The following is a 26,468-nucleotide window of genomic DNA, read 5'->3' on the forward strand; positions in this document are numbered from 1 at the left end:
TTGTTGTTTGAATGTAAACATCAACAAGTCATTTCATGAACCAGTCTCGCTGAGTCCCTTTTACAGGGAACGGGGGAACCGATATGGCTTACAGTACGTCCGGCGTATGTGCAAGAAGGGAACGTCTCTTCCGCCAGCCGGCTCGACCTAAATTCTTTTCCCGAATGGGATTGAACAGGTGGAGGAGCCGTATTTCGATTTCTTTCTGGGTCTTCGGGGTGAATGTGAAGGCGACCGCCATGAGCGGTTGACCCAAGCTAGGGCGACTCTCTACGTCCGAACCCGACAGCTAACCCCGTAAGCGTAACAAGAGAGAAGCCATCTCGTGCATGAGTTTTCCCGCATATTCACACATGCCGGAAGCCACGAAAGAGCTCTCTAGTCTCTTTCTCTGGCTTTTTTTGTTGTGAATAAAAGAAAATCTGTCATCATACTGTGGTTAAACAGGGGAGGACAGCATGCCGCGAAGACGGGTACATGGTGCAGGACAGTCGTAGTTTGGGCTTGTCTTGTAGAAAATCTGTTATAGTCACGTCAAATCTCAACTATGTCTTACTCCAGACGGCGGGCTATGTAAGGAGGACGGAGGAAATGGGCATTTTCCAAAAAAAGGATACCCATGAGTCACGCTCATCCAGCATGTCTTACGTATTGCGTTGGAAGCAAGAGAATGTGCGCCAGGCTGCTTTGGTTGCTATTTTTCTAATCGCGCTAACGATTATGATTTCAATTCTGATGTACACGCAATCTAAAAAACAAGTCTTTTTTGTCATCGATGGCAAGGCGTCTGCGGTAGAAACCCGGGAATCCAAGCTTCAAGATTTGCTGAGCGAGCATTCCATTTCACTTCAGCCGCATGATACAGTTTCCATGCCGCTAAATGGAGCAGTACAGGATGGGGATCGCGTAGTCATTAAACGTGCCAATCAAGTCAAAGTATCTTCAGGCAATGAGACGAAAAAGCTGTACACAACAGAAAATACAGTAGAAGGTGCCATTCGTACCTCGGGCTATAAATTATCGTCAACGGATAAAGTTTATCCTGCGTTGGATGCCTCTGTTTCGTCTAACATGGACATAAAAATCGTCCGTGTGAAGAAACAGCAGGTCGAACAGAAAAAACAGGTGCCTTATCAGGTCATCAAAACGGCCGATCCGAGTCTTTATAAAGGCGATAATCGGGTCATTCAAAGCGGCAAATCGGGTGTGGTCGTCCAGCATGTTCAAAAGGTATATCATGATGGAAAGTTGGTATCCAAACAGCTGGTTAACAAGGAAGTTGCACAGAACCGTGTGGATAAGGTCATTGCGGTAGGAACGAAGAAAAAACCGGTCGTTCTTGCTGCTTCCGTCGGTCCCAATGATGCGGTTAAGGCAACAGCAGTTAGTTCGGGCAGTGCTGTCCGTAAAGCAGGCGTCAATTTTAAATATAGCAAGGTTTTACAAAATGTCTCCATGACGGCGTATTCCTCACAGGAGCCAGGTATCGGTACACGTACTGCATCCGGCGCACGTGTCACGGAAGGACGCACCATCGCTGTCGATCCGAGTGTAATTCCAATCGGCTGGTGGGTGTATATCGAAGGGGTGGGCTTCCGCCGAGCGGAGGATACCGGTGGCGCGATTAAAGGCCACAAAATCGATGTGTATTATGAGAGTTTGAGCCGAGCCAACCAATTTGGTCGTAAGCACGGTAAAACCGTATATGTCATCGGACCGGTAAAGCCTGAAATCAACTAAAACAGGTTGTGTATGTTGAGGGCAATGCGATAGTATTAACAACATAGTTATGCCATGCTAAGAAGAGGATATCCTCTTCTTATTTTGTTTTCAAAAGCAGGGAAAGATAAATATAGCTTGCTGTGTAGCAGTGGAGGGAAACGCAAATGATCAAGGAAGTGATCGTGGTAGAGGGCCGGGATGATACGGTGGCCATTCGCCGCGCTGTTGAAGCGGATACGATAGAAACTGGCGGCTCAGCCATTAATAAAATGACGCTGCGTAAAATTGCATTGGCGCAGGAGCGGCGGGGGGTCATCATTTTAACCGATCCCGATCATGCAGGGGAGCGCATCCGTAAGATTATCGCGTCCAAGGTACCCGGCTGCAAGCAGGCCTTTATACCCGAGGCAGAAGCGACGCGCAAAGGAGATATTGGCGTGGAGAATGCCTCACCAGAAGCGATCAGACACGCTCTTGCACGGGTTCATACGACAGTGGAAGGCGCCGACCCACTGATTGAGTGGGCGGACCTGATTGATGCTGGACTCATCACCCACCCCAATGCTGCTGCACGCCGTATGGCCTTAGGGAATGTGCTGGGTATTGGTTATTGTAACGGAAAGCAGCTACATAAACGGCTCTCTGTATTTCAGATCAGCCGCGAGGAATTTGCCGGGGCGCTGGCACAAATTGAAAGTGAAGGATTGTGATGTCCGTATGACAGGGATTCAAGATATAGCAACACCGCGGCGTACGAAGGAAATTATTCAACGGCACGGTTTTTCGTTCAAAAAGAGTTTGGGACAAAATTTCCTGATTGATCAAAATATTCTCAATAAGATTGTAAATGCTGCCGGATTGGATGAGACGAAGGGTGCACTTGAGATCGGTCCTGGGATTGGCGCTTTAACCGAGAAGCTGGCCCAATCGGCCAAGGCAGTTACCGCTGTCGAGATTGACCAGCGGCTACTGCCAATTCTCGAAGAGGTGTTGGCCCCTTACGAGCATGTGAAGGTACGTCATGGAGACGTGCTGAAGCTGGATTTGCGCGAGGTGTTCGCAGCCGATTTTGCAGACGTGAGTAAAGTAAGTGTCGTGGCTAATCTGCCGTACTATGTTACTACACCGATTCTGATGAGGCTGCTGGAGGACAAGCTCCCTCTGGAGAATATCGTCGTTATGATCCAAAAAGAAGTGGCTGAGCGCATGGCTGCGTCTCCTGGAACGAAGGATTACGGCAGTCTGAGCATTGCAGTGCAATATTACAGCGAACCTGAATTAGTCTGCACTGTGCCGAATACAGTATTTATTCCCCAGCCAAATGTGGAGTCTGCAGTCATCCGGCTGCGTGTACGGGAAGCCCCTCCGGTGGAAGTGGTGGATGAGAAGCACTTCTTTGAAGTGGTTCATGCTGCTTTTGCCCAGCGTCGTAAAACCATTTCCAATAACTTAAAAAGCCGTTTCTTCACCAAAGAGAACAGGGACACGCTGGAGCCGCTGTTGCAACAAGCTGGTATTGAACCCTCCCGTCGAGGAGAAACGCTAAGTATTGAGGAATTTGCGCGTCTCAGCGCTGTGCTGTTGGAGGCAGGTATATCCTAAGCTGGAACCAAACTGTGCATTCACCCATACGATATAGGAGGGGTGATACAGTGTGATGAGTTTAGGAGACTTGGTCGTTCGGAAATCGTACGGTGGAGATGTCACGTTTCGTGTTGAGGACATCCAGCGGGATAAAGCGATCATTAAGGGAATAGAATTTCGGCTGCTGGCCGATTCCCCGGTGAACGATCTGGTCAGAGTGCCTGCAGACCAGATTAGCGGAAAGACTCAGCAGGCCCACATTAAGGCTGGTGAGTCTCTTAATCTGTTGCAACGGGCACGCCAGCAGCAAGCTGCTCGTAGTCAGGCAGCTCTGGTTGGGGACTGGAGTGATCCGGTCGAGTCAACGTATTTTGAAATGCCGGGAAAGGTTCTTCATCTGGATGGAGATCCCAGCTATCTGAAAAAATGCCTCAGTTTATATGAACAGCTCCGTGTTCCTGCAGAGGGACATCACGTTCACGAATCGGCAATGGCGGACACGTTGTACCGATTGCTTCCCCGTATCCGTCCGGATATCGTAGTCATTACCGGACATGACGGTGTGCTGAAGCAGCCACAGCCTTACGATTTGTACAGCTTGAAAAGTTATAAAAATTCGCAAAATTTTGTGGCGGCGATTCAGGTAGCAAGACAATATGAACGTCATCTGGATTCGCTGACGATTGTAGCGGGGGCGTGCCAGTCCCATTTTGAGGCGCTGCTACGTGCGGGAGCGAACTTCGCCAGCTCACCAGGGCGTATCCTGATTCACGCGCTGGACCCCGTTTACGTGGCTGCCAAGGCGGCCTTTACTTCGATCCGTGATACGGTCAACATGGGGGACCTGTTTCACCAGACAATCAGTGGCAGTCGCGGAGTGGGTGGAATTGAAACTAGGGGAAGCTATCGCATCGGCCTGCCGAAGCTTGAAAATTTGTCAACGCTTAAAGTAACGCCTTCCGCCATCTAGGATTCAAATGTGCCAATAGGATTAATCTGAACAAAAAGCCTCTGCTTTCAGAGGCTTTTTGTCATTTTTTATATAAATTATTCCTGTTCGCAAAAAATTAAATTGACAACTTATTTTTCGTGTTGTTATAATATTTAGCTTGATTTGACAATCCCTCTAAAATTCGTTATAATGGACAAGGAAAGAGGTGGTCGTTAGGCAATGGCTAAAAATACGCTGTTGGAAATCAAACGCAGTCTCGACGCACATGTAGGGCAAAAAATTTTGCTGCGGGCTAACGGCGGGCGCCGTAAGACCGTCGAACGAACTGGTGTCTTGGAAGAAACGTACCCTTCTGTTTTTATCGTCAAGCTGGATCAGGAGCAACAGACGTTTAAACGTGTCTCCTACAGCTATGCTGACATTCTTACCGAGTCGGTGGAAGTCAGCGTATATGATCCCGACTCCCATACAAGTGTAGTCGAATATTTTGAAACACCTTAATTGATTTCGTGATTTATACCAGCTTTGCAGGTTTAACGACGGCTTCGTCATTTCAAATGACGGGGCCGTTTTGTATATACAGAGCAGGATGAAGCATGACATCTCTGCACATACTAAGCCGGGAATGATCTTCCTTATTCCATTGCCGAAGGGGGCGTATGTATGAGCAGAAGAAGACGGAGTGTCATGTCGGAGGAGCTAAAGTACGAGCTGGCCAAAGATCTTGGGTTTTACGACACGGTCAAGGAAGAAGGCTGGGGAGGCATTAAAGCCAAGGATGCGGGCAATATGGTCAAGCGGGCCATCCAGCTTGCTGAGCAGGCAGCTTCTCGCAAATCGTAGCCATCGGTGGTGCTGATGAAAAGCGGGGATATCCGGGTTCATACCGGGTCATCTCCGCTTTTTTGAGCCTCATGACTTGACACGCTGAGTCTGATATAATATGTTAAGCTGTCTTGAGGGAAAAGTTGAAGGTGGGTGAACGCCTTGAAAATATATGAAAAAGCACCGGCGAAAATCAATTTAATGCTTGATGTTCTACGTAAGCGGGACGATGGTTATCACGAGGTCGAAATGATTATGACCATGGTCGATCTGTCTGACCGATTGACGATGTCTGAGTTACCGCGTGATACCATTATTATTTCAAGTCAAGCCGGGTACATACCATTGGATGAAAAGAATTTGGCTTTTCAGGCTGCGCGTCTGATCAAAGAACGTTATAACGTGTCTACGGGCGTCCACATCCATCTGGATAAGCATATCCCGGTGGCGGCAGGGTTAGCGGGTGGAAGTAGTGATGCTGCCGCAGCGCTGCGTGGACTGAATAAGCTATGGAAGCTTGGTATCTCGGATGCTGAATTAAGGGTGTTGGGTGCGGAGCTGGGCTCAGATGTACCTTTCTGTATTACAGGGGGGACGGCTTTAGCAAGTGGACGCGGAGAACTGCTCAAGCCACTTCCGAATCCGCCACAATGCTGGGTGATCCTTGCGAAGCCGCCGATTAATGTATCGACGGCTGAAGTGTATGGTCGTGTCAAAGCAGATCAGATTACGCACCACCCGTCTGCCCGCCAGATGGAGCATGCGATCCGTAACGCTTCTTTTACCGATGTATGCAACGCGCTGGGGAATGTACTTGAGGATGTAACACTAAAGCTGTATCCAGAGGTAGAGCATCTTAAAAACTCTATGATCCGCTTAGGAGCAGACGGTGTGCTGATGTCAGGGAGTGGACCTACAGTGTTCGGACTGGTATCGAAGGAAGCCAAAGTGCCACGGATTTACAATGGACTAAGAGGGTTTTGTAAAGATGTGTACGCAGTACGACTTTTGACCTGATTTTAGATATTTCTTTCTTATTATAGTGGTAATTGTTGTACAAATACGTACGAAGATGATATATTTACTATTAAATATTCGGATTTTACTATATCACTTACATTCCGCCAGCAACCGGCCAGTCCGCCGGTGCTTTACTGTACAAAGCGGGCGGCAGGAGAATAGATCGCGAGGAATTGTTGTGAAAAAACTTAAAAGAAGCTCACGATTGGTGGAAATGACGCAATTTTTGTTGTCACGGCCGCATACGCTGGTGCCTCTTACTCATTTTGCGGATCGCTACGGGGCAGCTAAGTCCTCCATAAGCGAGGATCTGGCCATCATCAAGGAAGTATTTGAGGATGAGGGCACTGGCGAGCTTCTGACGCTGGCGGGAGCGGCAGGGGGCGTCAAACTGATCCCGAGGCTTTCCAAGCAGCATGCGCTTGCGTTTGCGAACGACCTGTGCGCGCAACTGGAGCAGCCTGACCGCATATTACCGGGAGGATACCTGTATTTGTCCGATTTGCTGGGCCAACCTGCGATGATGAACGAAGCTGGTAAAATATTCGCAACCGCTTTTGCCAATCGTCAGATTGATGTGGTTATGACGGTGGAGACCAAGGGTATTCCACTTGCCTATGCAACCGGAGCACAGCTGAATTTGCCAGTCGTTCTCGTACGGCGTGATCATCAGGTGACAGAAGGCTCGGCTGTAAGTATTAATTATGTTTCAGGATCACAAAAGAGCCTGCATACGATGTCTTTATCCAGACGTGCGATGCGTGAGAAATCGCGTGTGCTCATCGTAGATGATTTTATGAAGGCCGGTGGAACGATTCAGGGGATGGTCGACTTGCTGGCTGAGTTTGATGCTGAGGTGGCCGGTGTAGGTGTGCTGGTAGAATCGGGCGAGGTGGAGAACGAAGAGCGCCTGCTGCACGATTATATTTCACTGGCGAATCTGACCGCAGTCGATTCTCGAAGCAAGCAAATTACAGTCAAGCTGGGCAATTATTTTGATGAGTGAACAGGGCAGTAAATTGTCACAATCCATCATAAAATACCTAAATATGTCGAAAAGAAATCTTTTCAAAAAAATTACCTGAATTTAGGATACGAATTACCGAAAAAAAGAAGGATTTCGAACTGCTGTGTGGAATGTATACACCAAGTCCTATTTGGAAAAAGGTGGTGAAACACACATGCAGATTACGGATGTTAGACTCCGCCGAGTGAACTCAGAAGGAAGAATGAAGGCGATTGCATCCATTACGATTGATAATGAGTTTGTTGTTCATGACATCCGAGTTATCGACGGTAATAACGGGATGTTCGTAGCTATGCCAAGCAAACGAACTCCAGACGGAGAGTTTCGCGATATCGCTCACCCGATATCTTCAGGAACCCGTGAGAAGATCCAAGCTGCTGTATTGACTGAGTACGAACGTGCAGCTGTGGATGAAGAAGTTGCTATTGAAGAAGGCGCTTAATTCGCCTAAAGCAGGATTGGGGTACAAAAGAAAAAGAGAGCCACTAACTGTGGCTCTCTTTTCTTTTTGTCTGGAATGAGATATATTCTTTAGTGAGTTAACAGTCAGTTTTAAGGCAACTTGGAGCCATCCGGGCTGCCGAAGCGGCTTTTTCATAAGACAGGGACTAGGCAGCGATGCGTCCCGGGGATGTATGTCCAGCACAAGCTGGCCTGAAAAAATAGCCATTAACCAAAGGTTCGCCGTTATTTTTCAGGAGGATTGTGAAAAGTTAAGCAAAATCTGATCTGGGAATTAACGTTTTAGCCAAGGGGTAACTGTTATTTTCAGGATAGGAGGTTGGACTTGTTGGAAAGGTTGGCAGTCATTCTTGCCGCAGGGCAGGGAAAACGTATGAAATCCAAATTATATAAAGTTCTGCATCCGGTGTGCGGAAAACCGATGGTCGGGCATGTGCTCGACACGGTTCGTGAAATCGGGGTGTCCCGAAGTGTAGTCGTCGTGGGTCATGGAGCAGAGGCGGTACAGTCTTATTTGGGACCGTCGGCAGAATATGCGCTTCAGGCAGAGCAGTTGGGAACGGGCCATGCTGTCAAGCAAGCCAAGGACTTGCTCGGTCAGAAAAAAGGTACAACCATTGTCATTTGTGGGGATACTCCTTTGATCACAGCGGAAACGCTAGAGGGCTTGGTGCAACTGCACGAGAGCCGTGGGGCGGCTGCGACGATACTGACCGCTGAGTTGGACGACCCGAAAGGATATGGACGAGTTATCCGTGATGCTTCCGGGGCCGTGCTCAAGATCGTGGAACAGAAAGATTGTTCACCTGAGGAAGATGCTGTCCGGGAGATCAATACGGGAACGTACTGCTTTGACAATGCCAAGCTGTTTGCAGCGCTGGACAAGGTAACGAACACCAATGCACAGCAGGAATATTACCTGACAGATGTCATTGGTATTTTGCATGGTGAAGGTGAACAGGTTGAGGCGTATTTGACAGATGATGTGTCTGAATCCATCGGTGTTAACGACAGAGTCGCTTTGTCGATAGCTGAGGGCTATATGCGTGAGCGCATCGTTCGCAAGCATATGCTGAATGGTGTCACTGTCATTGATCCGTCTTCTACCTATATCGGGAGCGAGGTTATTATTGGTTCCGATACGGTACTGTACCCGAACACATGGCTGCACGGTCAAACACAAATCGGAGAAGATTGTGTGATTGGTCCGCAGGCTGAGATTCAGAATACGATTATCCATTCAGGCGCAACGGTAAAACATTCGGTGTTGAACGAAGCGGAAGTGGGAAGCAGTACATCTGTGGGGCCGTTTGCTTATCTGCGTCCAGGCGCGAAGCTTGGCGAACATGTGAAAATTGGTGATTTTGTTGAGGTGAAAAATGCGACCATTGGAGATCACTCCAAGGTGTCTCATTTGAGCTATGTCGGTGATGCCAAGGTGGGTACAAACGTAAATATTGGCTGCGGGGCAATAACGGTCAATTATGATGGATATAATAAATCCATTACAGAAATTGAAGACGATGCCTTTATTGGCAGCAACGTGAATCTGATCGCCCCGATTAAGATTGGAAAAGGTGCTTATGTTGTAGCAGGCTCCACTGTAACACATGCTGTCCCTGATAACGATCTGGCCATTGCCAGACCACGTCAAGAGAACAAAGCCGGATATGCGGACAAAATCCGCGCACGTGCCAAAGCGAAGAAGAAAAGATCGGAATGACCTAATCAGCAAGCTGTTGAATCTGTAATGAATGAACCAGCACGGAGGGTTTCTATTAATGACTTATTGCGATTCCAAACTCAAAATATTTACTTGTAACTCCAATCCGAAGTTAGCCCACCAGATTGCGGACTACATCGGCATCCCAATGGGGGAATCCCATACCACATCGTTTAGTGACGGTGAAATCCAGGTTAAGCTGTCGGAAAGCGTACGCGGCTGCCATGTGTATATTGTGCAGTCAACTTGTCTGCCGGTTAACGACAACTTGATGGAGTTATTGGTTATGATTGATGCACTTAAACGCGCTTCTGCCAAAAGTATCAATGTCGTTATGCCATATTACGGTTACGCTCGTCAGGATCGTAAAGCTCGTTCACGTGATCCGATTACAGCGAAACTTGTCGCTAACTTGATTGAAAAAGCGGGAGCTCACCGCGTAATCAGCATGGATTTGCATGCGATGCAGATTCAGGGATTCTTTGATATTCCAGTAGATCATATGCTGGGAGCGCCAATTCTGGCCCAATATTTCCGTTCCAAGCAAATTGAGAACCCGATTGTAGTTTCACCCGATCATGGCGGGGTCGTTCGTGCGCGCAAGCTGGCGGACTTCCTGAGTGCGCCGCTCGCTATTATTGATAAGCGTCGTCCAGAGCCAAATGTCAGTGAAGTGATGAACATCATCGGGAACATTGAGGGTAAAACGGCTATTTTAATTGATGATATCATTGATACAGCCGGAACGATTGTATTAGGTGCAAATGCGCTTAAAGAAGGCGGCGTAAAAGATGTGTATGCGTGTTGTACACATGCTGTGCTTTCCGGTCCTGCTATGGAAAGACTAGAGAATTCGCCATTAAAAGAGGTGGTTGTGACGGATACGATCCCGATCGTTCACCCGAATCCGACAAGCAAGCTGAAGGTATTGTCTGTGGCTCCATTAATGGGAGAAGCTATCATCCGTGTGCATGAAGAATTGTCGATCAGCAAACTGTTTGAAATCGAATAAGCGCTGGCTCATTAAAAAAAGGGGTTGCCTTTTCCATATGGAAAAGGTAACCCCTATCAGCATGTCAGGCTAAAAGCCTGGGCGAGATATGAATGTGAAACGTTGACGATTGTATAGTGTGTCCTCTATTTCGACGAAATGCTCATTAAAACGCGCAACGATGCCAATCTGAATATGTACATTCCCGTCATAGATCTGGACAGGAACGGAATGTTTTAAATGATATAGAAAATGGCTGTCATATAAGAGGATATCACCTTGATTGAGCATACCGGCACGCACCTTCCTATTCAATACAACTATTTTACCAAAAAATCCAGACTGCGAAAGAGGGTATCAAGGTTATGAAGTGGATTGTAGGATTGGGCAACCCCGGTCCCCAATACGAGAAAACGAGACATAATGTCGGATTTATGGCATTGGATGCTCTTGCCTCGCGTCATAACATCCAGATTAACCAAAGCAAATGCAAGGCGTTAATTGGAGAGGGTCACATTGGTGGCGTAAAAACCGTACTGATTAAGCCAATGACCTATATGAATCTATCAGGCGAGTCTCTACGTGCCTATATGGACTATTACAAGGCCGATATGGAAGATCTGATTGTCGTGTACGATGATCTGGATACAGAAGTCGGTAAAATAAGATTGCGTTATCAAGGTAGCGCAGGCGGTCATAACGGCATTAAATCGATCATTCAGCATACCGGCACGCAGTCCTTCAATCGGATTCGTATGGGCATTTCCCGCCCGGAGCCTGGACATGCTATTGTCGATTATGTTCTGGGTACCTTTCCAAAGAAGGAAAAAGAATTACTGGCCGGAATGATCGAGGACACGTGCAACGCCTTAGAACACAGCTTGAGTCATCCGTTTGAACGGACGATGGCTGAATTCAACAAGTAAGTTCAGACGTAGGCAGACGGGCTTAAATGGAAGATTGTTGGACATACTGAAAGGTATAGAAAACTTTCAGGAGGCATATACATTACATGATTGTTAATTATGTATGCAGACATTGTCGAACTTTCTTGGGACGAATTGATTCCGCGGCAATAACCGAAGAAAGGTTGGGCTTCCATTCCTTGACCCCTGCCGAACGTAGAGATATAATAGCGTATAATTCGGGTGGTGAAGTGACCGTCAAAGTCATTTGCGAGCATTGCAGTCAAGCATTGGAGAATAATCCAGAGCTGAGTCTGCTCGTTAATCCGCTCCAATAACAGGTATTCAACTGGTAGGATGTACCAGCTTGAGAGGTGAAGCGGCAATTCCGCTTATGGAGCCTTGGCAGCATTGCTGAGGCTTCTTTTTCGGTTTACATGTAACTATTTATAAGCATAAAGGGGTGCCTTTTTTGTTACAAGCACTTATTCAGGCTTTTACGAAGGATGCTGATTATGCATCCATTGCAGCAGGTATTTCATCAGGGATGAAGGAACAACTGATATCAGGTTTATCAGGCTCTTCCCGACAGGTACTGATGGCCGCGCTTGCCGAAGATACCGGACGACCGTTAATGGTCATGACGCACAATATGTTTGCCGCTCAAAAAATAGCAGATGACTTACAGGAAGCGCTTTCTCCTGATCAGGTTTTATTGTATCCTGCTAATGAGCTGGTAGCTGCTGAAGCAGCAATATCCAGTCCAGAGACATTGTCCCAACGAATTGATGTATTGATACGCTGCGCCCAGGGTTTTCGTGGGATTGTTGTCGTGCCGTTTTCTGGCGTCCGACGTTTACTGCCAATCCCGGAAACATGGCGTGAGGCTCGTATTGAGCTGAAAGAAGGCGAGACGCTTCAGCTGGAAGCGTTTTTGCTACATATGGTAGAGATGGGCTACCAGCGTGTAGAGCGTGTGGAATCACGTGGAGAGATGAGCGTACGCGGAGGAATTATTGATTTTTATCCAATGACAACCCGTTGGGGTTATCGTGTGGAGCTGTTTGACGATGAAATTGATTCGATCCGTAAGTTTGATCCGCAAGATCAGCGTTCGGTGGAAAAGGTTCAGGACGTTACCGTAACACCGTGTAAGGAAGTTATTGCGAATAACCAGCGTATGGACCAGGCGGCGGATGCCGCTGCTATTTTGTTGGAGGAGCAGCTGGGCAAAATGACGGATCGTCAAGCTAAGCAGCACCTGAAAGAAGAGATTCATCGTGAAATTGAGTTGCTGCGAGAGCATGTGTATTTTGACGAAATCTATAAATATATCTCCCTGCTGTATCCTGAACGTAAAACCCTAGCAGACTATATGCCGGAAGATACGATTCTGATTATTGACGAACCGGCACGTATGCTGGAAACAGCCAAGCAACTGGAACGGGATGAGTCAGAATGGAATCTGCATTTGCTTCAAAACGGTAAAACGTTACCGCAGCTAGAACTGTCAGATGACGCGGACAATCTGCTGTACAACCGGAGATTTCAGACGTTGTTCCTGTCGATTTTCCTCCGTCAGGTTCCTCATACCCAGCCACAAAATATTTTGAATTTCATCTGCCGAGGAATGCAGGATTTCCATGGCCAAATGAATGTGCTCAAGGCGGAGATGGATCGTTGGCGCAAAGCCGGCACACAGGTTATGATGCTGGCAAGTGGAGATGAACGTCTGGACCGGATGCGCCGAGTGCTTGAAGATTACGGTATTGATGAGCCGACGATGGCTATCGGCAATCTGCAAAGCGGTTTTGAAATGCCGTCTATTCATCTGGCAGTCATTACCGAGGGCGAGATGTTTTCCCAGAAGCAGCGGAAAGCTCGTAAGCAGGGCCGACATGTGGACAATGCAGAACGGATTAAGAGCTATAGCGAGCTGAAGGTGGGCGACTACGTCGTACACCAAAATCATGGGATCGGGAAGTACATGGGGATCGGCACGCTGGAGGTTGGCGGTATCCATAAGGATTACATGCATGTCCTCTACGCGGGTGGAGATAAGCTGTCTGTGCCGATTGAACAAATTGATCTGATTCAGAAATATGTCGGCTCAGAGGACAAGGAACCCAAGATTTATAAACTGGGTGGCAATGAGTGGACACGGGTTAAAAGTAAGGTGCGCAGCTCGGTTCAGGATATTGCGGATGACTTGATCAAGCTATATGCAGAACGACAGTCGGCACCAGGGTTTGCTTTTGAAAAGGATTCACCGGAGCAACAAGAGTTTGAGGATATGTTCCCGTATGATGAGACACGTGACCAGATTCGGGCCATCGAAGAGATTAAGAAGGACATGGAGCAGAGCCGCCCGATGGATCGTTTGCTATGCGGTGATGTAGGTTACGGCAAAACTGAAGTTGCCATTCGTGCTGCTTTTAAGTCTGCTATTGAAGGCAAACAAGTAGCGGTGCTGGTACCGACGACGATTTTGGCACAACAACACTATGAGACGTTCCGTGAACGTTTTTCAGGGTATCCGTTCAATATTCAGGTATTGAGCCGTTTCCGCTCGCGCAAAGAGCAAAATGAGACGATAAAAGGAGTTCGGCAAGGCACAGTCGATATTGTCATTGGTACCCATCGTCTGTTGTCGCAGGATCTGGTGTTTAAGGACCTCGGAATGCTGATTGTCGATGAAGAACAGCGATTTGGCGTAACCCACAAGGAAAAGCTGAAGAAGCTGAAAACGAACGTAGATGTGCTGACGTTAACGGCAACACCTATTCCGCGTACGTTGCATATGTCCATGCTGGGTGTACGTGACTTGTCAGTCATTGAGACGCCACCGGAAAACCGTTTTCCAGTGCAAACCTATGTGGTTGAGCACAGCCAGACTCTAGTTCGTGAGGCCATTGAACGCGAGATGGCACGCGGTGGACAGGTGTACTATCTGTATAATCGCGTGCAGGGCATTCAGGAGATGGCTGCAGAGATCAATGCGCTCGTACCGGAGGCCAAGGTGGGCGTGGGTCACGGACAGATGTCCGAAACCGAACTGGAGAAAACTATTTTGGATTTCCTGGATGGCGAATATGATGTGCTGGTCAGCACCAGCATTATCGAAACCGGCGTGGATATTCCAAATGTGAATACACTCATTGTGCATGATGCCGATAAAATGGGGCTATCTCAGCTTTATCAGCTGCGTGGGCGTGTAGGTCGTTCCAATCGGATTGCCTATGCTTATTTCACGTACCAGCGGGATAAGGTGCTCACGGAAGTGGCGGAGAAGCGCCTTCAGTCGATTAAAGAATTTACGGAGCTGGGCTCCGGGTTCAAGATTGCAATGCGCGATTTGTCCATCCGTGGAGCGGGTAACTTGCTTGGCGCTGAGCAGCATGGATTCATCGCATCCGTCGGTTTTGATCTTTACTCGCAGATGCTGGCTGAGGAAATTAATAAACGTAAAGTCAGCGTACTTGGAGAAGAAGATCAGTCCAATCGGAATTGGAGTACGTCGATTGATTTAGGCGTCGATGCTTACTTGCCGGGAGACTATATTTATGACAGCATCCAGAAGATTGAGATTTATAAAAAGGTTGCAGCGGTCAGCACCTTTGACGAGGCTTCCGAACTGGAGGATGAGCTGATCGACCGATTTGGCGATCTGCCAGAGGCTGTGCGTCATTTGCTAGCCGTGGCTCGACTCAAGGTATATGGACGCATGTATGGCATCGAGTCCATGGTGCAACGGGATGACAATATAGTGTTGAAATTCCATGAAGGACGCCAGCAGGCGGTACAGACCTCCAAACTTGCCGAGATTGGCAATCGCTTTGAAAGACGTGTACAATTTGAACAGGGCACTTCTATGAGCGCACGCATAAAGGGCAAAGGTCTAAATGATCCACAGTTGCTAGAACTGCTGGAACAATTTTTGAGTGCATTGAAAGAAGCATTCACATTGAAGGAGGAACTGCAAAATGCCACAACTAAATAAAAGAAAACCTTGGAGAATGCTCTCCTTGGGAATGGCAGCGCTGCTAGCTATATCCGTGCTGGCAGCATGTACGAAGCAAGCGGATGAGAACAAGGTCAAGGATGAACCGAAGGACAACAGCAAGGTTGTCGTGACCTATAAGGGTGGAACCATTACCGAAAATGAGTTCAACCAAGAAATCAGCATGATGAAATTCCTTTACCCGGAATATGAGGCTGCGTTAGCTTCGGATCAGGTACGGGAGCAAATTGTAAAGCAGGAAGTGGTGTACAAGCTTCTGGCGGCCAAAGCGGACGACAAAGCCAAGGAGCAGGGTGCCAAAGAAGGGAACGAACAGCTGGAGCAGTATAAAAAGTCAGTCGGAGAAGATAAGTTCAAGACATTTCTGAGTGATAAAAAACTGACCGAACAAGGTGTGAAAGATTACTTCACGCGTGTAATGACGGTAATCAACAGCGAAACCAACAAAGTAACAGATGATCAGCTAAAACAGGAATTTGAGAAAAATAAAGATCAATTCACGACAGCAACCGTGCGCCATGTATTGATTAACTTCGAAGATCCTAAAACGAAGAAACAGCGCAAAAAAGAGGATACCCTCAAGCTGGCCAAAGAAGTGAAGGCGAAGCTTGACGGAGGAGCCGATTTTGCGACGATTGCCAAGAAATATTCAGAAGACCCAGGTTCTGCGTCTAACGGAGGTCTGTATGAGAATGCATCCGTAGCGCAATGGGTACCTGCTTTTAAAGAGGCCGCTGAGACTCAACCGATTAACAAAATTGGTGAGCCAGTGGAAACGGAATACGGATATCACGTGATCAAAGTGGAGTCCCGCAATGAGCCAACGTTTGATAAATTGAAAGACAACGAAAAGGCAGCCCTGAAAAATAAATTGGCCGGGGAAAGTATCCAAAACTTTACCGAAAATGATTTGGCGAAACTTGATTTGAAAATCAATCTGCCGAAGGTACCAGCTACGCAAGAGAAAAGTGGTGCAACTTCCGGTGCCGGTAGCACAACTACACCGGGCGCAACAACAAACGGTACGGGCGATACCAACGCAGGAACAGCCAAAGATGGAGCTACAAACGAAGGTAAATAACTGAACATGCATAAGGAATTGGGAACAGATGAATACTATGGTCAGATATCACCATAAACACCATGACCGTGACGTTCTTCGTGACCGCTTCTGGGGGAGTGGAAGCGTCTTTCGATACCGTCAGTAGTTTACTAAATTCTTCTTGAGAAAGTGGGGCAACATGTGAAATGAAAGCTACTGGTATAGTTCGCCGTATTGATGACCTTGGGCGGGTAGTTATTCCAAAGGAAATTCGCCGCACCTTGAGAATTCGTGAAGGAGATCCGCTTGAGATTTTTGTGGATCGTGACGGAGAAGTCATTTTGAAAAAGTATTCACCTATTGGTGAACTTGGTGATTTCGCCAAAGAATATGCTGAGTCCCTGTTTGAAAGCACGGGCCATATTACAATGATTACCGATCGGGACACCATTATTACGGTGGCTGGAGGCTCCAAAAAAGAGTTTCTGGACAAGCCAATCGGTAGCATTATCGAAGGTAGTATGGATAATCGCAAAACTGTGCTGGAGACAGCCAGCGGCTCCTATGAGCTAACGCGAGACCACGAAGAAACACTCTCGTCCTTTGTGGCGGCTCCCATTGTTTCCGGTGGTGATCCTATTGGTTCCGTTGTATTGTTGAACAAGGACGAAAATGTAAAAATGTCCGAAATGGAGATCAAAATGGCTGAGACAGCCGCTGGCTTCCTGGGCAAACAAATGGAACAGTAACATCCCGTTTCACCCCTGTATGACGTACAGAATGGCGAAAGCCGTCCTACGTTGTACAGGGTTTTTTTTCTTTCCGGGAAAAGAGGCGGTATAATAGGACTCGTGAAAGATGCATATTTCAGGTGGGAGTGAAGACGGAGAATGCAGGAAAATCGCGCCGCTTCGCGGCTGCTACGGGGTGCTGTCATTTTGACACTGGCAGCGGTAGCGAGCAAGCTGATCGGCACAGTGCAAAAAATCCCGCTGCAGAATATCGGCGGCGACGGCGTGTTTGGCATTTATAATACGGTTTATCCTTTTTATACGCTGTTCATTACCATTGCAGCTGCTGGATTTCCGGCTGCAATATCCAAATTTGTAGCTGAGTTTGAGGCAGTGGGAAACCGGGCAGCGGGGCAACGTGTTGCTCGGCTATCTTCGCTTGTCTTGGGTGTGTTTGGATTGATCCTGGGCGTGCTGATGTATACGTGTGCGCCGCTCATTGGTCAATGGATCGACAATGCTCACGTCATTCCGTCGGTGAGGGCGGCGGCGTTTGCCTTTTTGTTCGTGCCGGTTATGGCGGGATTGAGAGGATATTTTCAAGGTTTGCAAAATATGCTTCCGACTGCTATCTCCCAAGTGACGGAGCAGGCGATACGGGTAAGCGTGATGATTATGCTGTTGCTGCTCATGCTGTCGCAAGGAGCGGGTGCGGATATGATTGCTGCCGGAGCAGTGTTTGGTTCAGCAGCAGGTGGAGCAGCGGGTTTGGTCGTCATGTTGCTATATTGGCGAAATCACAGGAAGAGGCTTAGAAGGCAAGGGACGTTCATGGCGACAGTGCAATCACAAACTGGAGAGCTACACCCAGCGGCAAGCAACGGTGCCTTGCTAAAGGCGCTACTGCGTTATGCCTTGCCTGTTTGCCTTGGAGCGCTAGCCGTTCCGTTAATTAGTCTGGTAGACACATTTACCGTACCTCGCTTGTTAAAGCAGGAGGGTTTGGACGATACTGCGGTTATGGTGGCCTTTGGCGTGTATAACCGAGGTCTGCCGCTGGTACAGCTAGTCATGATGTTTGCCACCACCCTGTCGGCATTATTCATTCCATCGCTGGCTGAGGCCCGGGTGACCGGCGGTACGGAGCTGGCACGTCGCCAGTGCGAGCAATCGCTGCGCTGGTTTTGGTTGCTGGGACTAGCCGCTGCGACAGGCTTGATCGTGCTGGCTGTGCCCGTCAATGTGATGCTGTATGCGGACGACACCGGCAGCGGGGTTATGCGCTGGATGGCGCTAACCGCCGTTGGCGGCACGCTCAGCATCATCTCGGCTGCGCTGCTGCAAGGGCTTGGCGCGGTTCGCGCGCCGGCTCTGGCGATGCTCGCGGCCGCAGTAGCCAAGGCGCTGCTAAACTGGCTGCTCGTGCCGCAGCTAGGCACGGCTGGAGCCGCCATTGCGGGGGCTGTCGCCTATCTGCTGGCGGCGGTGATCAACATCGTGCTGCTGGCTCGCTTGGTAGGCCTGCGCGGGAGCTGGTCCGCCAGCGTGCTCAAGCCGGCGGCACTGCTTATCGCCCTGGCTGGTGCGGCCGGGGCGGCGATGTGGGGCACCAGCGCTGTGCTGGGTGCCTTGGGGTGGGCTGCCGGAGGTCGTGCCACGGCAGCCGCGGAGAGCCTGCTGGGCGTAGCCGCAGGCGCCGTTGTGTTCGTGATCGGCCTCGCACGCTTGAGGCTGATCACGGAAGCCGAGCTTGTGGCGGTGCCCAAGCTCGGACGCCCGCTGGCAGCCGTGCTGCGCAGGCTACGTGTACTGACTTAGCCCAGGCATAGGGCTTAGGGCGTGAAAGCGGCACAGCCATTTTATGAGCTTATACAACTTTGTGGTATAGTAAATGCCAAAGCAAAGGAAGCGGAAGCGGGTTAGGCTGTGTTTTTTTCGAGCATGAACCTTGTTTCTGCGAAACGGAGGATTGAATATGAGCGTAACATTAACGGTCGTAGGTTTGGGCTCGGGGGATCCGGATCAGCTTACGATAGGGATATTGAACAAAATGCGGGGCGCTTCAGCGCTCTATCTGCGGACCAAGGAGCATCCGGCGGTTCAAGTGCTGAATGAGTTTGAAGTGGCTTTTGAGTCGTTCGACGAGGTATATGAGACAAAGGAGTCTTTTCCAGAGGTATACGAGGAAATTACCAGCCAATTGATTACGACGGCTGCTAAGGCGGCAGACGGAAGCGAAATCGTCTATGCGGTTCCCGGTCACCCGATGGTGGCAGAAGCAGCGGTACAGTTGCTTAAGGAGCGTTGTCCTGCGCAAGGGATTGAACTGAACATTCTGGGCGGCGAAAGTTTCCTGGATGAGGCTTTTGTGCGTCTTGGTTTTGATCCGATTGAGGGTTTCCAGCTGTTGGACGCAGGTACACTGGATGCCAGCTGGCTCCAGCCTCAGCTGCATACGCTGATCGGACAGGTGTATGACACCTTCACGGCTTCTGATGTGAAGCTGTGCCTGATGGAGCGGTATCCTGACGATTATGAGGTATATGTCGGTCACGCCCTTGGGGTGGAAGGGGAGGAAGCGGTGCACAAGGTGCCGCTGTACGAGCTGGATCGAGTAGAGGGCTACGGGAACCTATCCTTGGTATACATACCTCGCAGTGAAGATGAGGCGCTGAAACGGCGTTCTTTTGACCGTCTACACGAGATTGTCGATATTTTACGCAGCCCGGAAGGCTGTCCATGGGATCGTGAACAGACACATCAGTCGATCCGCAAAAATCTGATTGAAGAAACGTATGAAGTCATCGAAACGATAGATGAGGACGACCCTGAGCATATGAAGGAAGAGCTGGGCGATCTGTTGTTGCAAATTTTGCTGCATGCCCAAATGGAAGAGGAAGTCGGAACCTTCAATGTGTATGATGTTATCCAGGGGCTGAATGATAAGCTTATTTTCCGTCATCCACATGTATTTGGTGACAATCAAGCGAATGATGCGGAAGAGGCGCTGCAAAACTGGGAGCAGATGAAGGCTGAGGAAAAACGGCTTAAAGGCACGACGGCAGCAGACCCTTCCGTGCTGGATGGGGTTCCACGTGATCTGCCTGCTCTTATGAAATCGTACAAGCTCCAGAAGAAAGCAGCTAAAGTAGGCTTTAACTGGGATAGCATTGAGGGCGTATTCGATAAATTGGACGAAGAAGTGGCTGAGCTGAAGGAAGCGGTTCGTGAAGGGCATGCCGTGGAAGCCCAGCTGCTGGAGTTGGGCGATGTGTTATTTGTTGCAGTAAATGCAGCCCGGTTCATGGGAGTAGACCCGGAAGAGGCATTGTCTGCTACCAATCGCAAATTTGTTGACCGTTTTCAGTATATTGAGCAGAAATTACGCGAGCAAGGGCGTCGTCCCGAAGAAAGCAGCGTAGATGAAATGGAGACTTACTGGCAGGAAGCGAAAAAGCTCCTTGGCAAAGCGTGATTCCACATATTCGCTTTTGGCTGTACAGACCATTAAAATGAGACATATGCAGGGTTGAAAGAAGGCCCAGTTTGAGCAGACTTGCCAATGGGCAGAGTTTTGTAGTAGGATGTTGGCTTAACTGGGGTCGAATAAAAAAACGCCTGTCATTGCAGGATTTTTACGGACAAGCCAGAATAACTTGTAGTAATTCTGAAAATAACTGTAGCTTATAGTTAAGCGTGTTACAGTGACATTCAGGAGGGCTTCGGCCACAGTTGGACCTCACGTCTGCTCCATAAATGGACATGCAGCGTGATGATTATTTTTTGACATTTGGGAGGCTTTTATCTTATGAACAAGACAGATCTGATCAACAATATTTCCAGCAAAAGCGGTTTGAGCAAACGTGACGTTGAAGCTGTATTGAATGGCGTTCTTGGTGAAATTACAGATGCACTCGCTAGCGGTGACAAAGTGCAACTGATCGGCTTTGGTACTTTCGAAACACGCAAGCGTTCCAGCCGTACTGGCCGCAATCCACAAACCGGTAACACGATTGAAATTCCAGAATCGACCGTTCCTGCTTTTAAAGCCGGTAATAAGCTTAAAGAAGCCGTTAACTAATGCGTCTTGATAAATTCTTGAAAGTCTCGCGGCTGATTAAGCGGCGTACGGTAGCCAAGGACGTCTCCGAACAAGGGAGAGTGCTGGTGAACGGACGCGAAGCCAAGCCGAGCAGTGCGGTCAAAGTAGGCGATGAAATTACCGTCCAGTTTGGCCAGAAGCTGGTGACCGTGCGAGTGGAACGGCTCGCCGACACTACACGCAAGGACGAGGCTGCAAGTATGTACACTTTGGTAAAGGAAGAGCCTATTGCCAGGGACAATGGTTTGAACTGGTAAGCAGACATCTGATTTTCTCATAACTGTACATGAAAGCATTCCTTCATTATTTTATGAAGGAGTGCTTTTTTTCTTTAGATGACGAGTTTTCGTCCATCATATGCTGATTAACAGCAAAAGCGGTTCTAAATCATACGGCCCCCTTCATAAGCTAAGAACAGAAGGAGGGGTACATGCCATGATTGAACAAGGGAAGTCCAAGCACCATGATCTGCGCATGCAAAGCCGCAAGCAACTCGATATTTCAGGCGTCAGCAATGTGGAGAGCTTTGACAGTGAAGAATTTTTGCTTCAGACCGAGCTGGGCCATCTCACCATTCGCGGACAACATTTACATATCAAAAACCTCAGTCTAGAAGAGGGGCTGTTGTCCATTGAAGGTCTGATTACTTCCCTCGTCTACCTGGAGCCCGGGGCCCCGGCCAAAAACGGAAAAAGCCTATTCGGCAAGATCTTCAAATGAACCCTTACACGCAATGGCTTACGTTGACGTGGATGCTGTTGTCGGGCATAGCTATGGGAGTGGTGTTTGACAGCTACCGGGTGCTGTCCATCCGCTTTCATTTTGCCCGCTGGAGCGTTCATATGTTGGACGTGCTATACTGGGTGGCCTCGGCTTTGTTTATTTTCCGTGTGCTATACGCGAGCAATCGCGGTGAGCTGCGGTTTTATGTCTTTTTAGGACTACTTTTGGGGGTTTGGCTCTATTTTTGGGCCTTTAGTGTTACAACCCAACGTTTTGTGGTAATGTTATTAGAGATAGTTCGCAGACTGACGTTGATCGTGAACAGCATACTGCGCATCCTGATTGTTCTTCCGGTGTTAGCGCTGTATCGGCTGTTACGCAAGCTGGTCGGATGGACATGGGCACTTATTGTGTTCCTGGGAAGGATGCTGATATACATCCTGATGCCGGTTTGGAAGCCGATCCTATGGCTGATCGGTCCGCTTAAAGCACGCTGGAAGACTCCAGAGTCGCTCGTAAAGCTGGGTATCAGACTGAAAAACACAGCGAAAAGATGGTTTGGAAGGAGGTAGTATCATGCGTAATTCGTCTGTAGATCGCCATTCATCTTCTACGTCCAAGTCCAACGCGGGCGGGCGCAGGCGAATCATGATTTGGTTGCTATCGCTTGCCGCCTTTGGTAGTTGGGCAATTTTTACCTTTTTTTCTCAAGGCATGATTATGGCCGATCGAAGTGAACAGCTCACCCAGAAGGAAAAGCAGAAGCAAGCTGCTACACAAACGGAACAACAGCTTCAAACCGAAGTGAATCGTCTCAAGGACCCTGAGTACATTGGCGAGATTGCCAGAAGCAAGTACGGTCTTTACAAACCGGAAGAGACGCCAATCATCGGAGATCAAAAATAGGAACATTATCGGGCCAATGCTTAGTTGACCTTGGTTCCGCCATTTTGTATAATCAAATCACCACAGCGGGATTTTTTTGCAAAAAAATCGGTTGTATATTTTAAGGGAGGATCATTTTATTCTATGGCAATTGAAGTGGGCACCAAGTTAGAGGGCAAAGTGACAGGCATCACGCATTTTGGAGCATTTGTGGATTTGTCTGGAGGTGTCACGGGTCTCGTTCACATCTCGGAAATCGCCGATAACTATGTTAAGGATGTTAACGACCACCTGAAGATTAATGATGTTGTGACGGTGAAAGTCATTAATGTTGACAAAGATGGCAAAATCGGACTTTCCATTAAGCAAACGATTGACAAGCCGGCAAGTGAAGCCCGTCCCCCAAGAGCTCCAAGACCGGAGCGTACAGGAGGACCAGGCGGAGGCGACCGTTTCGGCGGTGGAGGTTCAGGTCCAAGTCAAGGACGCGGTGGTGGTGGCGGTGGTTTCAACCGCGATCGTGGAGGTCGTTCTTTCAAGCCTGCACCGGGTAAACCTTCATTTGAGGATAAAATGTCACGCTTCCTGAAAGATAGTGAGGAACGCATTTCGTCGCTGAAAAAGAACACCGAAGGTAAACGCGGAGGACGCGGCGCGAAGCGTGTTTAATTCACTTTGACAACCGTATCAATCATACACGGAAAACCGTACAGTTGAGAGACTGCTACGGTTTTTTTGCGTTCTACCGACAACAGATGCGTATAAGCAGCGGCTATGGGCGCTGAATCCAACGGTTAGTCGTACGGCATTTATAAGATTCGCAATTTTGATGAAGAAGAAAAGAGCTTTCGTGCTGGAAAGCGGATGTTTTTTTTGTCGTGAGGACATAATCGTCCGACAAACTCCAACGGTTTTCCGTCTATCTTCTGTGCAAATCGCTAGTTTGAACATCCGAATGAACGACATCGAGAGGTCATGTAAGGAGTAGCGGGACGCTTCTTCCATCGGCTTCCATACGGGCGTAGCTTGATGTTCAGAGTGATGCTCTGTCCTTTCGCGCAGAACGTTTTTTTGTCGGAAATTTCTTGGAATAAGACGTGAGGTTCTGACAAACTTTCTCAATCGTTCCGGTTTAAGATGGGAACATCAAATTGATGAATGGGGTGCCTGACGCATGATGGAGAAATGGAACGTGGTACATTTTCCGGGGTTAAAATCTAGAAAGTCCAAATCCAAAGAGCGTACGGAAGGTTGGTCTTCCAGACTCAAGAAACGGCTGGATTCACATAAAGTGGTGCAATGGGTAACGGCGCAAAGATGGATGCTGCTATTGTCAGCTATGGGAGTTCTACTGGGACGCGCCACTATTTTGGACGAGCTTTCTCCCTTTGCCCTCGCTTATTTTGCGGTCATAACGTTTCTTCGGCGTGATCTGATGCTGCCTGTAGCTGTATCAGTTGTGTTAGGCAGCCTATTAGCTCCTTACCCATCGTTATTTATGATTGGTGGTGAGCTACTGGTATTTTATCTCCTGTATCGCGGGCTACGAACCTTCGACCGTCTGGAATTATCCTATGCCCCGCTTATGGTTTTCTTGTCAGTGTTTATGGTCAATTTATTTAACGCCGTGATGGCTCCAACTTTCACATGGTATGAACTTATCATTGTGGGAACGGATGCGGTTCTCAGCTTTATGCTTACGCTGGTGTTCACGCAGGCCATACCGTTGTTTACGTACCGCAAGAAGACAAGCCAGCTCAAGAATGAGGAAATTTTATGTCTTATTATTTTATTAGCCTCTGTGATGACGGGAGCAGTAGGATGGACTGTTCATTCATTGTCTGTCGATCATGTACTGTCGCGATATTTGGTCTTGGTGTTTGCTTTGGTGGGAGGTGCTTCGCTCGGTGCATCGGTTGGTGTAATTACTGGCTTAATTTTAAGCTTGGCCAATATGTCTGCAATTGTGCAGATGAGTTTACTTGCTTTTGCAGGTTTGCTGGCAGGAATGCTGCGTGAAGGGAAAAAAGGTGCTGTTGCGCTTGGGATGCTGCTAGGCTCCTCAATTCTGACGATCTATTTGGACGGGACCGGAGACGTGCTGACGTCAACCTGGGAGAGCTGCGCGGCGATTCTATTATTCTTAATGACCCCCAAAAGTTTCTTTAAAGCGGTTTCTACCTATGTTCCCGGTACGCAAGACCACGCCAAATCTCAGCATGAATATGCAAAAAGGGTCCGCGATCTCACCGCAGAGCGGGTAACGAAGTTTTCCCGTGTATTCAGTCAACTATCCCGCAGCTTTCACCAGATATCTGCGAGTGAGGGCGCAAAACCGGACGGAGAAATCGAACACTTTATGAATGCGGTGGCGGAAGGGACATGTGCCTCCTGCTTCAAGTGTGAGCAGTGCTGGGACGGCAAGTTTATGCAAACCCATCAGTATATGACGGAAATGATGAGCGCCATTGAGGATAACCCGGATTTGGAGCCGGAGCAGATACCCCCGCAATGGAGCAAGGCATGTGCTAAAACGGGCGCTGTCCTGCAAGTGATGAAGCAGCAGTATAGCCTCTACCAACATAATATGCAATGGAAGCGCCAAGTATACGATAGTCGTCAGCTTGTTGCTGACCAGCTATCGGGTGTATCACAAATTATGGAGGATTTAGCGCGAGAAATTCAGCGGGAAGGGCAGACCATGCATCGGCAGGAGGAGCAAATACGAGAGGCTCTTGATAGACTGGGCTTGTCCATCCAATCTATTGAGATTATTAACCTGGATGCAGGTCAGGTAGAAATAGAGATTGTCCATGCCTATACAAGGGGATTTGATGAATGTCGGAAAATCATTGCTCCACTTCTGTCGGACATACTGGACGAGCATATAGCTGTGATGCGCGAAACGGAGGCAGATCGCCGCCAGGGCTTGGCTACAGTCATGTTCGGTTCTGCTAAAACGTATGAGATTGCTACAGGAGTAGCAAGCGCCGCCAAAGGAGGGGACTTTTTCTCAGGTGACAGCTACAGCATGATGGAGCTAGGGAACGGGACTTTTGCAGTCTCTTTAAGTGATGGTATGGGGAACGGAGAGCGTGCGCAGCAAGAGAGCAGTGCAGCACTTAACATTTTGGAGGAATTACTGCAATCGGGTATGGACGAAAAGTTGGCGATCAAGTCGGTTAACTCTGTCCTGATGCTGCGATCACCTGAGGAAATGTATGCTACGGTCGATATGGCGCTGATTGATCAGTACACGGCCCAGACAACTTTTATGAAGATTGGGTCTACGCCGAGCTTTATTAAAAGAGGGGAGGAGGTCATCCCTGTATCTGCCAGTAACTTGCCGATTGGCATTATACAGGATATTGAAATTGATTTGGTATCACTGCAGCTCCAGCCGGGCGATATTCTCATTATGATTACAGACGGTATATACGACTCACCGGGTTACGCGGTTAATAAGGAAATATGGATGAAACGCATGATTCAGGAAATTGAAAGCGAAGATCCTCAGCAGTTGGCCGACTGTTTGCTAGAACGGGTTATTCGATACCAACAAAATCAAATCTATGATGATATGACAGTAGTCGTTAGTAAAATCGACCACTTCCGCCCAGAATGGGCAACTCTCCATGTACCTGGCATGAGGTGGTTGGAACGTCCACGGACGGTGAGCTAGGCTGACATTGCCCGGGAAATTCCTTATTCGTTTTAAAAATCTGCATCCTTCGTTTGAATCGTTCCGGATTA

General features: G+C 48.5%; 26 protein-coding genes and 1 riboswitch. Of the genes, 25 read left to right on the forward strand and 1 reads right to left on the reverse strand.

What is annotated here, in order from left to right; all coding sequences use genetic code 11:
* Nucleotides 1-37: 37 nt before the first annotated feature.
* A riboswitch (cyclic di-AMP (ydaO/yuaA leader) is annotated at nt 38-320 on the forward strand.
* Nucleotides 321-591: 271 nt separating this feature from the next.
* The 11 genes from C1T21_RS18365 to C1T21_RS18415 all read left to right on the forward strand — a co-directional run bounded on the left by C1T21_RS18365 (nt 592) and on the right by C1T21_RS18415 (nt 10,327).
* Entirely contained in the window at nt 592-1,740 is a 1,149-nt protein-coding gene (locus tag C1T21_RS18365; RefSeq protein WP_103049271.1) for a resuscitation-promoting factor, read from the forward strand.
* A gap of 146 nt (nt 1,741-1,886) precedes the next feature.
* Nucleotides 1,887-2,432, forward strand: coding sequence for a ribonuclease M5 (gene rnmV, locus C1T21_RS18370; RefSeq protein WP_013308117.1), 546 nt, complete (start codon nt 1,887-1,889; stop codon nt 2,430-2,432).
* Between the two features lie 7 nt (nt 2,433-2,439).
* Complete coding sequence (rsmA, locus tag C1T21_RS18375) at nt 2,440-3,324, forward strand: 16S rRNA (adenine(1518)-N(6)/adenine(1519)-N(6))-dimethyltransferase RsmA (RefSeq protein WP_103049272.1); 885 nt, start codon at nt 2,440-2,442, stop codon at nt 3,322-3,324.
* A gap of 55 nt (nt 3,325-3,379) precedes the next feature.
* Nucleotides 3,380-4,276, forward strand: coding sequence for a sporulation peptidase YabG (gene yabG / locus C1T21_RS18380; RefSeq protein ID WP_061831846.1), 897 nt, complete (start codon nt 3,380-3,382; stop codon nt 4,274-4,276).
* 201 nt (nt 4,277-4,477) lie between these two features.
* Nucleotides 4,478-4,759: a biofilm formation stimulator Veg gene (veg, locus tag C1T21_RS18385; RefSeq protein WP_013308120.1), complete on the forward strand. Its 282-nt coding sequence runs from the start codon at nt 4,478-4,480 to the stop codon at nt 4,757-4,759.
* Between the two features lie 162 nt (nt 4,760-4,921).
* On the forward strand, nt 4,922-5,101 hold the full coding sequence (locus C1T21_RS18390) for a small, acid-soluble spore protein, alpha/beta type (RefSeq protein ID WP_007428013.1): 180 nt from the start codon (nt 4,922-4,924) through the stop codon (nt 5,099-5,101).
* A 144-nt stretch (nt 5,102-5,245) separates the two neighbouring features.
* Nucleotides 5,246-6,100, forward strand: a complete 855-nt coding sequence (ispE, locus tag C1T21_RS18395) for a 4-(cytidine 5'-diphospho)-2-C-methyl-D-erythritol kinase (protein WP_029519377.1) — start codon at nt 5,246-5,248, stop codon at nt 6,098-6,100.
* 181 nt (nt 6,101-6,281) lie between these two features.
* Nucleotides 6,282-7,109 carry a pur operon repressor gene (gene purR / locus C1T21_RS18400; protein ID WP_013308122.1) on the forward strand — a complete coding sequence of 276 codons (828 nt, stop codon included), beginning with the start codon at nt 6,282-6,284 and terminating at the stop codon, nt 7,107-7,109.
* A gap of 175 nt (nt 7,110-7,284) precedes the next feature.
* Complete coding sequence (gene spoVG / locus C1T21_RS18405) at nt 7,285-7,572, forward strand: septation regulator SpoVG (RefSeq protein ID WP_007428016.1); 288 nt, start codon at nt 7,285-7,287, stop codon at nt 7,570-7,572.
* Between the two features lie 345 nt (nt 7,573-7,917).
* The gene (gene glmU / locus C1T21_RS18410; protein WP_103049273.1) at nt 7,918-9,315 is read left to right on the forward strand and encodes a bifunctional UDP-N-acetylglucosamine diphosphorylase/glucosamine-1-phosphate N-acetyltransferase GlmU; all 1,398 of its coding nucleotides are present in this window, start codon (nt 7,918-7,920) and stop codon (nt 9,313-9,315) included.
* 58 nt (nt 9,316-9,373) lie between these two features.
* Complete coding sequence (locus tag C1T21_RS18415; protein ID WP_013308125.1) at nt 9,374-10,327, forward strand: ribose-phosphate diphosphokinase; 954 nt, start codon at nt 9,374-9,376, stop codon at nt 10,325-10,327.
* A gap of 69 nt (nt 10,328-10,396) precedes the next feature.
* Here the strand turns inward: C1T21_RS18415 and C1T21_RS28345 are convergent, their stop codons facing one another.
* On the reverse strand, nt 10,397-10,597 hold the full coding sequence (locus C1T21_RS28345; RefSeq protein WP_023986434.1) for a hypothetical protein: 201 nt from the start codon (nt 10,595-10,597) through the stop codon (nt 10,397-10,399).
* 74 nt (nt 10,598-10,671) lie between these two features.
* Between C1T21_RS28345 and pth the strand changes: the two genes are divergently transcribed.
* The 14 genes from pth to spoIIE all read left to right on the forward strand — a co-directional run bounded on the left by pth (nt 10,672) and on the right by spoIIE (nt 26,397).
* The gene (gene pth / locus C1T21_RS18425) at nt 10,672-11,232 is read left to right on the forward strand and encodes an aminoacyl-tRNA hydrolase (RefSeq protein ID WP_061831840.1); all 561 of its coding nucleotides are present in this window, start codon (nt 10,672-10,674) and stop codon (nt 11,230-11,232) included.
* An 86-nt stretch (nt 11,233-11,318) separates the two neighbouring features.
* Nucleotides 11,319-11,549, forward strand: coding sequence for an anti-sigma-F factor Fin (fin, locus tag C1T21_RS18430; protein WP_013308128.1), 231 nt, complete (start codon nt 11,319-11,321; stop codon nt 11,547-11,549).
* 134 nt (nt 11,550-11,683) lie between these two features.
* Nucleotides 11,684-15,211, forward strand: a complete 3,528-nt coding sequence (mfd, locus tag C1T21_RS18435) for a transcription-repair coupling factor (RefSeq protein ID WP_103049274.1) — start codon at nt 11,684-11,686, stop codon at nt 15,209-15,211.
* Complete coding sequence (locus C1T21_RS18440; protein WP_103049275.1) at nt 15,195-16,313, forward strand: peptidylprolyl isomerase; 1,119 nt, start codon at nt 15,195-15,197, stop codon at nt 16,311-16,313. The genes mfd and C1T21_RS18440 overlap by 17 nt, the downstream gene beginning before the upstream one ends.
* A 167-nt stretch (nt 16,314-16,480) precedes the next feature.
* Nucleotides 16,481-17,023 carry a stage V sporulation protein T gene (gene spoVT, locus C1T21_RS18445; RefSeq protein WP_023986438.1) on the forward strand — a complete coding sequence of 181 codons (543 nt, stop codon included), beginning with the start codon at nt 16,481-16,483 and terminating at the stop codon, nt 17,021-17,023.
* A 141-nt stretch (nt 17,024-17,164) separates the two neighbouring features.
* The gene (locus tag C1T21_RS18450; protein ID WP_103049276.1) at nt 17,165-18,823 is read left to right on the forward strand and encodes a putative polysaccharide biosynthesis protein; all 1,659 of its coding nucleotides are present in this window, start codon (nt 17,165-17,167) and stop codon (nt 18,821-18,823) included.
* Between the two features lie 157 nt (nt 18,824-18,980).
* Entirely contained in the window at nt 18,981-20,480 is a 1,500-nt protein-coding gene (yabN, locus tag C1T21_RS18455; protein ID WP_103049277.1) for a bifunctional methyltransferase/pyrophosphohydrolase YabN, read from the forward strand.
* Nucleotides 20,481-20,813: 333 nt separating this feature from the next.
* Complete coding sequence (locus tag C1T21_RS18460; RefSeq protein WP_007428028.1) at nt 20,814-21,086, forward strand: HU family DNA-binding protein; 273 nt, start codon at nt 20,814-20,816, stop codon at nt 21,084-21,086.
* Complete coding sequence (locus tag C1T21_RS18465; RefSeq protein ID WP_016818913.1) at nt 21,086-21,364, forward strand: RNA-binding S4 domain-containing protein; 279 nt, start codon at nt 21,086-21,088, stop codon at nt 21,362-21,364. Before C1T21_RS18460 ends, C1T21_RS18465 begins: the two co-directional genes overlap by 1 nt.
* Nucleotides 21,365-21,542: 178 nt before the next feature.
* The gene (yabP, locus tag C1T21_RS18470; protein ID WP_025721693.1) at nt 21,543-21,827 is read left to right on the forward strand and encodes a sporulation protein YabP; all 285 of its coding nucleotides are present in this window, start codon (nt 21,543-21,545) and stop codon (nt 21,825-21,827) included.
* Nucleotides 21,824-22,402, forward strand: a complete 579-nt coding sequence (gene yabQ / locus C1T21_RS18475; protein WP_025721692.1) for a spore cortex biosynthesis protein YabQ — start codon at nt 21,824-21,826, stop codon at nt 22,400-22,402. Before yabP ends, yabQ begins: the two co-directional genes overlap by 4 nt.
* A 4-nt stretch (nt 22,403-22,406) precedes the next feature.
* Nucleotides 22,407-22,736, forward strand: coding sequence for an FtsB family cell division protein (locus C1T21_RS18480; protein ID WP_013308137.1), 330 nt, complete (start codon nt 22,407-22,409; stop codon nt 22,734-22,736).
* Nucleotides 22,737-22,859: 123 nt separating this feature from the next.
* Nucleotides 22,860-23,384, forward strand: coding sequence for a S1 domain-containing RNA-binding protein (locus C1T21_RS18485; RefSeq protein ID WP_014279051.1), 525 nt, complete (start codon nt 22,860-22,862; stop codon nt 23,382-23,384).
* A gap of 505 nt (nt 23,385-23,889) precedes the next feature.
* Entirely contained in the window at nt 23,890-26,397 is a 2,508-nt protein-coding gene (gene spoIIE, locus C1T21_RS18490) for a stage II sporulation protein E (protein WP_103049278.1), read from the forward strand.
* Nucleotides 26,398-26,468 lie beyond the last annotated feature (71 nt).

This window comes from Paenibacillus sp. F4 (genome assembly GCF_002894905.1).
Lineage (GTDB): Bacteria > Bacillota > Bacilli > Paenibacillales > Paenibacillaceae > Paenibacillus > Paenibacillus polymyxa_B.

Bases quoted from the DNA above. Each gene is read 5' to 3' on its own strand.
- C1T21_RS18365 (WP_103049271.1), top strand. From the start codon at position 592: ATGGGCATTTTCCAAAAAAAGGATACCCATGAGTCACGCTCATCCAGC.
- rnmV (WP_013308117.1), top strand. From the start codon at position 1,887: ATGATCAAGGAAGTGATCGTGGTAGAGGGCCGGGATGATACGGTGGCC.
- rsmA (WP_103049272.1), top strand. From the start codon at position 2,440: ATGACAGGGATTCAAGATATAGCAACACCGCGGCGTACGAAGGAAATT.
- yabG (WP_061831846.1), top strand. From the start codon at position 3,380: ATGAGTTTAGGAGACTTGGTCGTTCGGAAATCGTACGGTGGAGATGTC.
- veg (WP_013308120.1), top strand. From the start codon at position 4,478: ATGGCTAAAAATACGCTGTTGGAAATCAAACGCAGTCTCGACGCACAT.
- C1T21_RS18390 (WP_007428013.1), top strand. From the start codon at position 4,922: ATGAGCAGAAGAAGACGGAGTGTCATGTCGGAGGAGCTAAAGTACGAG.
- spoVG (WP_007428016.1), top strand. From the start codon at position 7,285: ATGCAGATTACGGATGTTAGACTCCGCCGAGTGAACTCAGAAGGAAGA.
- C1T21_RS18415 (WP_013308125.1), top strand. From the start codon at position 9,374: ATGACTTATTGCGATTCCAAACTCAAAATATTTACTTGTAACTCCAAT.
- C1T21_RS28345 (WP_023986434.1), bottom strand. From the start codon at position 10,597: ATGCTCAATCAAGGTGATATCCTCTTATATGACAGCCATTTTCTATAT.
- pth (WP_061831840.1), top strand. From the start codon at position 10,672: ATGAAGTGGATTGTAGGATTGGGCAACCCCGGTCCCCAATACGAGAAA.
- fin (WP_013308128.1), top strand. From the start codon at position 11,319: ATGATTGTTAATTATGTATGCAGACATTGTCGAACTTTCTTGGGACGA.
- C1T21_RS18440 (WP_103049275.1), top strand. From the start codon at position 15,195: ATGCCACAACTAAATAAAAGAAAACCTTGGAGAATGCTCTCCTTGGGA.
- spoVT (WP_023986438.1), top strand. From the start codon at position 16,481: ATGAAAGCTACTGGTATAGTTCGCCGTATTGATGACCTTGGGCGGGTA.
- C1T21_RS18450 (WP_103049276.1), top strand. From the start codon at position 17,165: ATGCAGGAAAATCGCGCCGCTTCGCGGCTGCTACGGGGTGCTGTCATT.
- yabN (WP_103049277.1), top strand. From the start codon at position 18,981: ATGAGCGTAACATTAACGGTCGTAGGTTTGGGCTCGGGGGATCCGGAT.
- C1T21_RS18460 (WP_007428028.1), top strand. From the start codon at position 20,814: ATGAACAAGACAGATCTGATCAACAATATTTCCAGCAAAAGCGGTTTG.
- C1T21_RS18465 (WP_016818913.1), top strand. From the start codon at position 21,086: ATGCGTCTTGATAAATTCTTGAAAGTCTCGCGGCTGATTAAGCGGCGT.
- yabP (WP_025721693.1), top strand. From the start codon at position 21,543: ATGATTGAACAAGGGAAGTCCAAGCACCATGATCTGCGCATGCAAAGC.
- yabQ (WP_025721692.1), top strand. From the start codon at position 21,824: ATGAACCCTTACACGCAATGGCTTACGTTGACGTGGATGCTGTTGTCG.
- C1T21_RS18480 (WP_013308137.1), top strand. From the start codon at position 22,407: ATGCGTAATTCGTCTGTAGATCGCCATTCATCTTCTACGTCCAAGTCC.
- C1T21_RS18485 (WP_014279051.1), top strand. From the start codon at position 22,860: ATGGCAATTGAAGTGGGCACCAAGTTAGAGGGCAAAGTGACAGGCATC.
- spoIIE (WP_103049278.1), top strand. From the start codon at position 23,890: ATGATGGAGAAATGGAACGTGGTACATTTTCCGGGGTTAAAATCTAGA.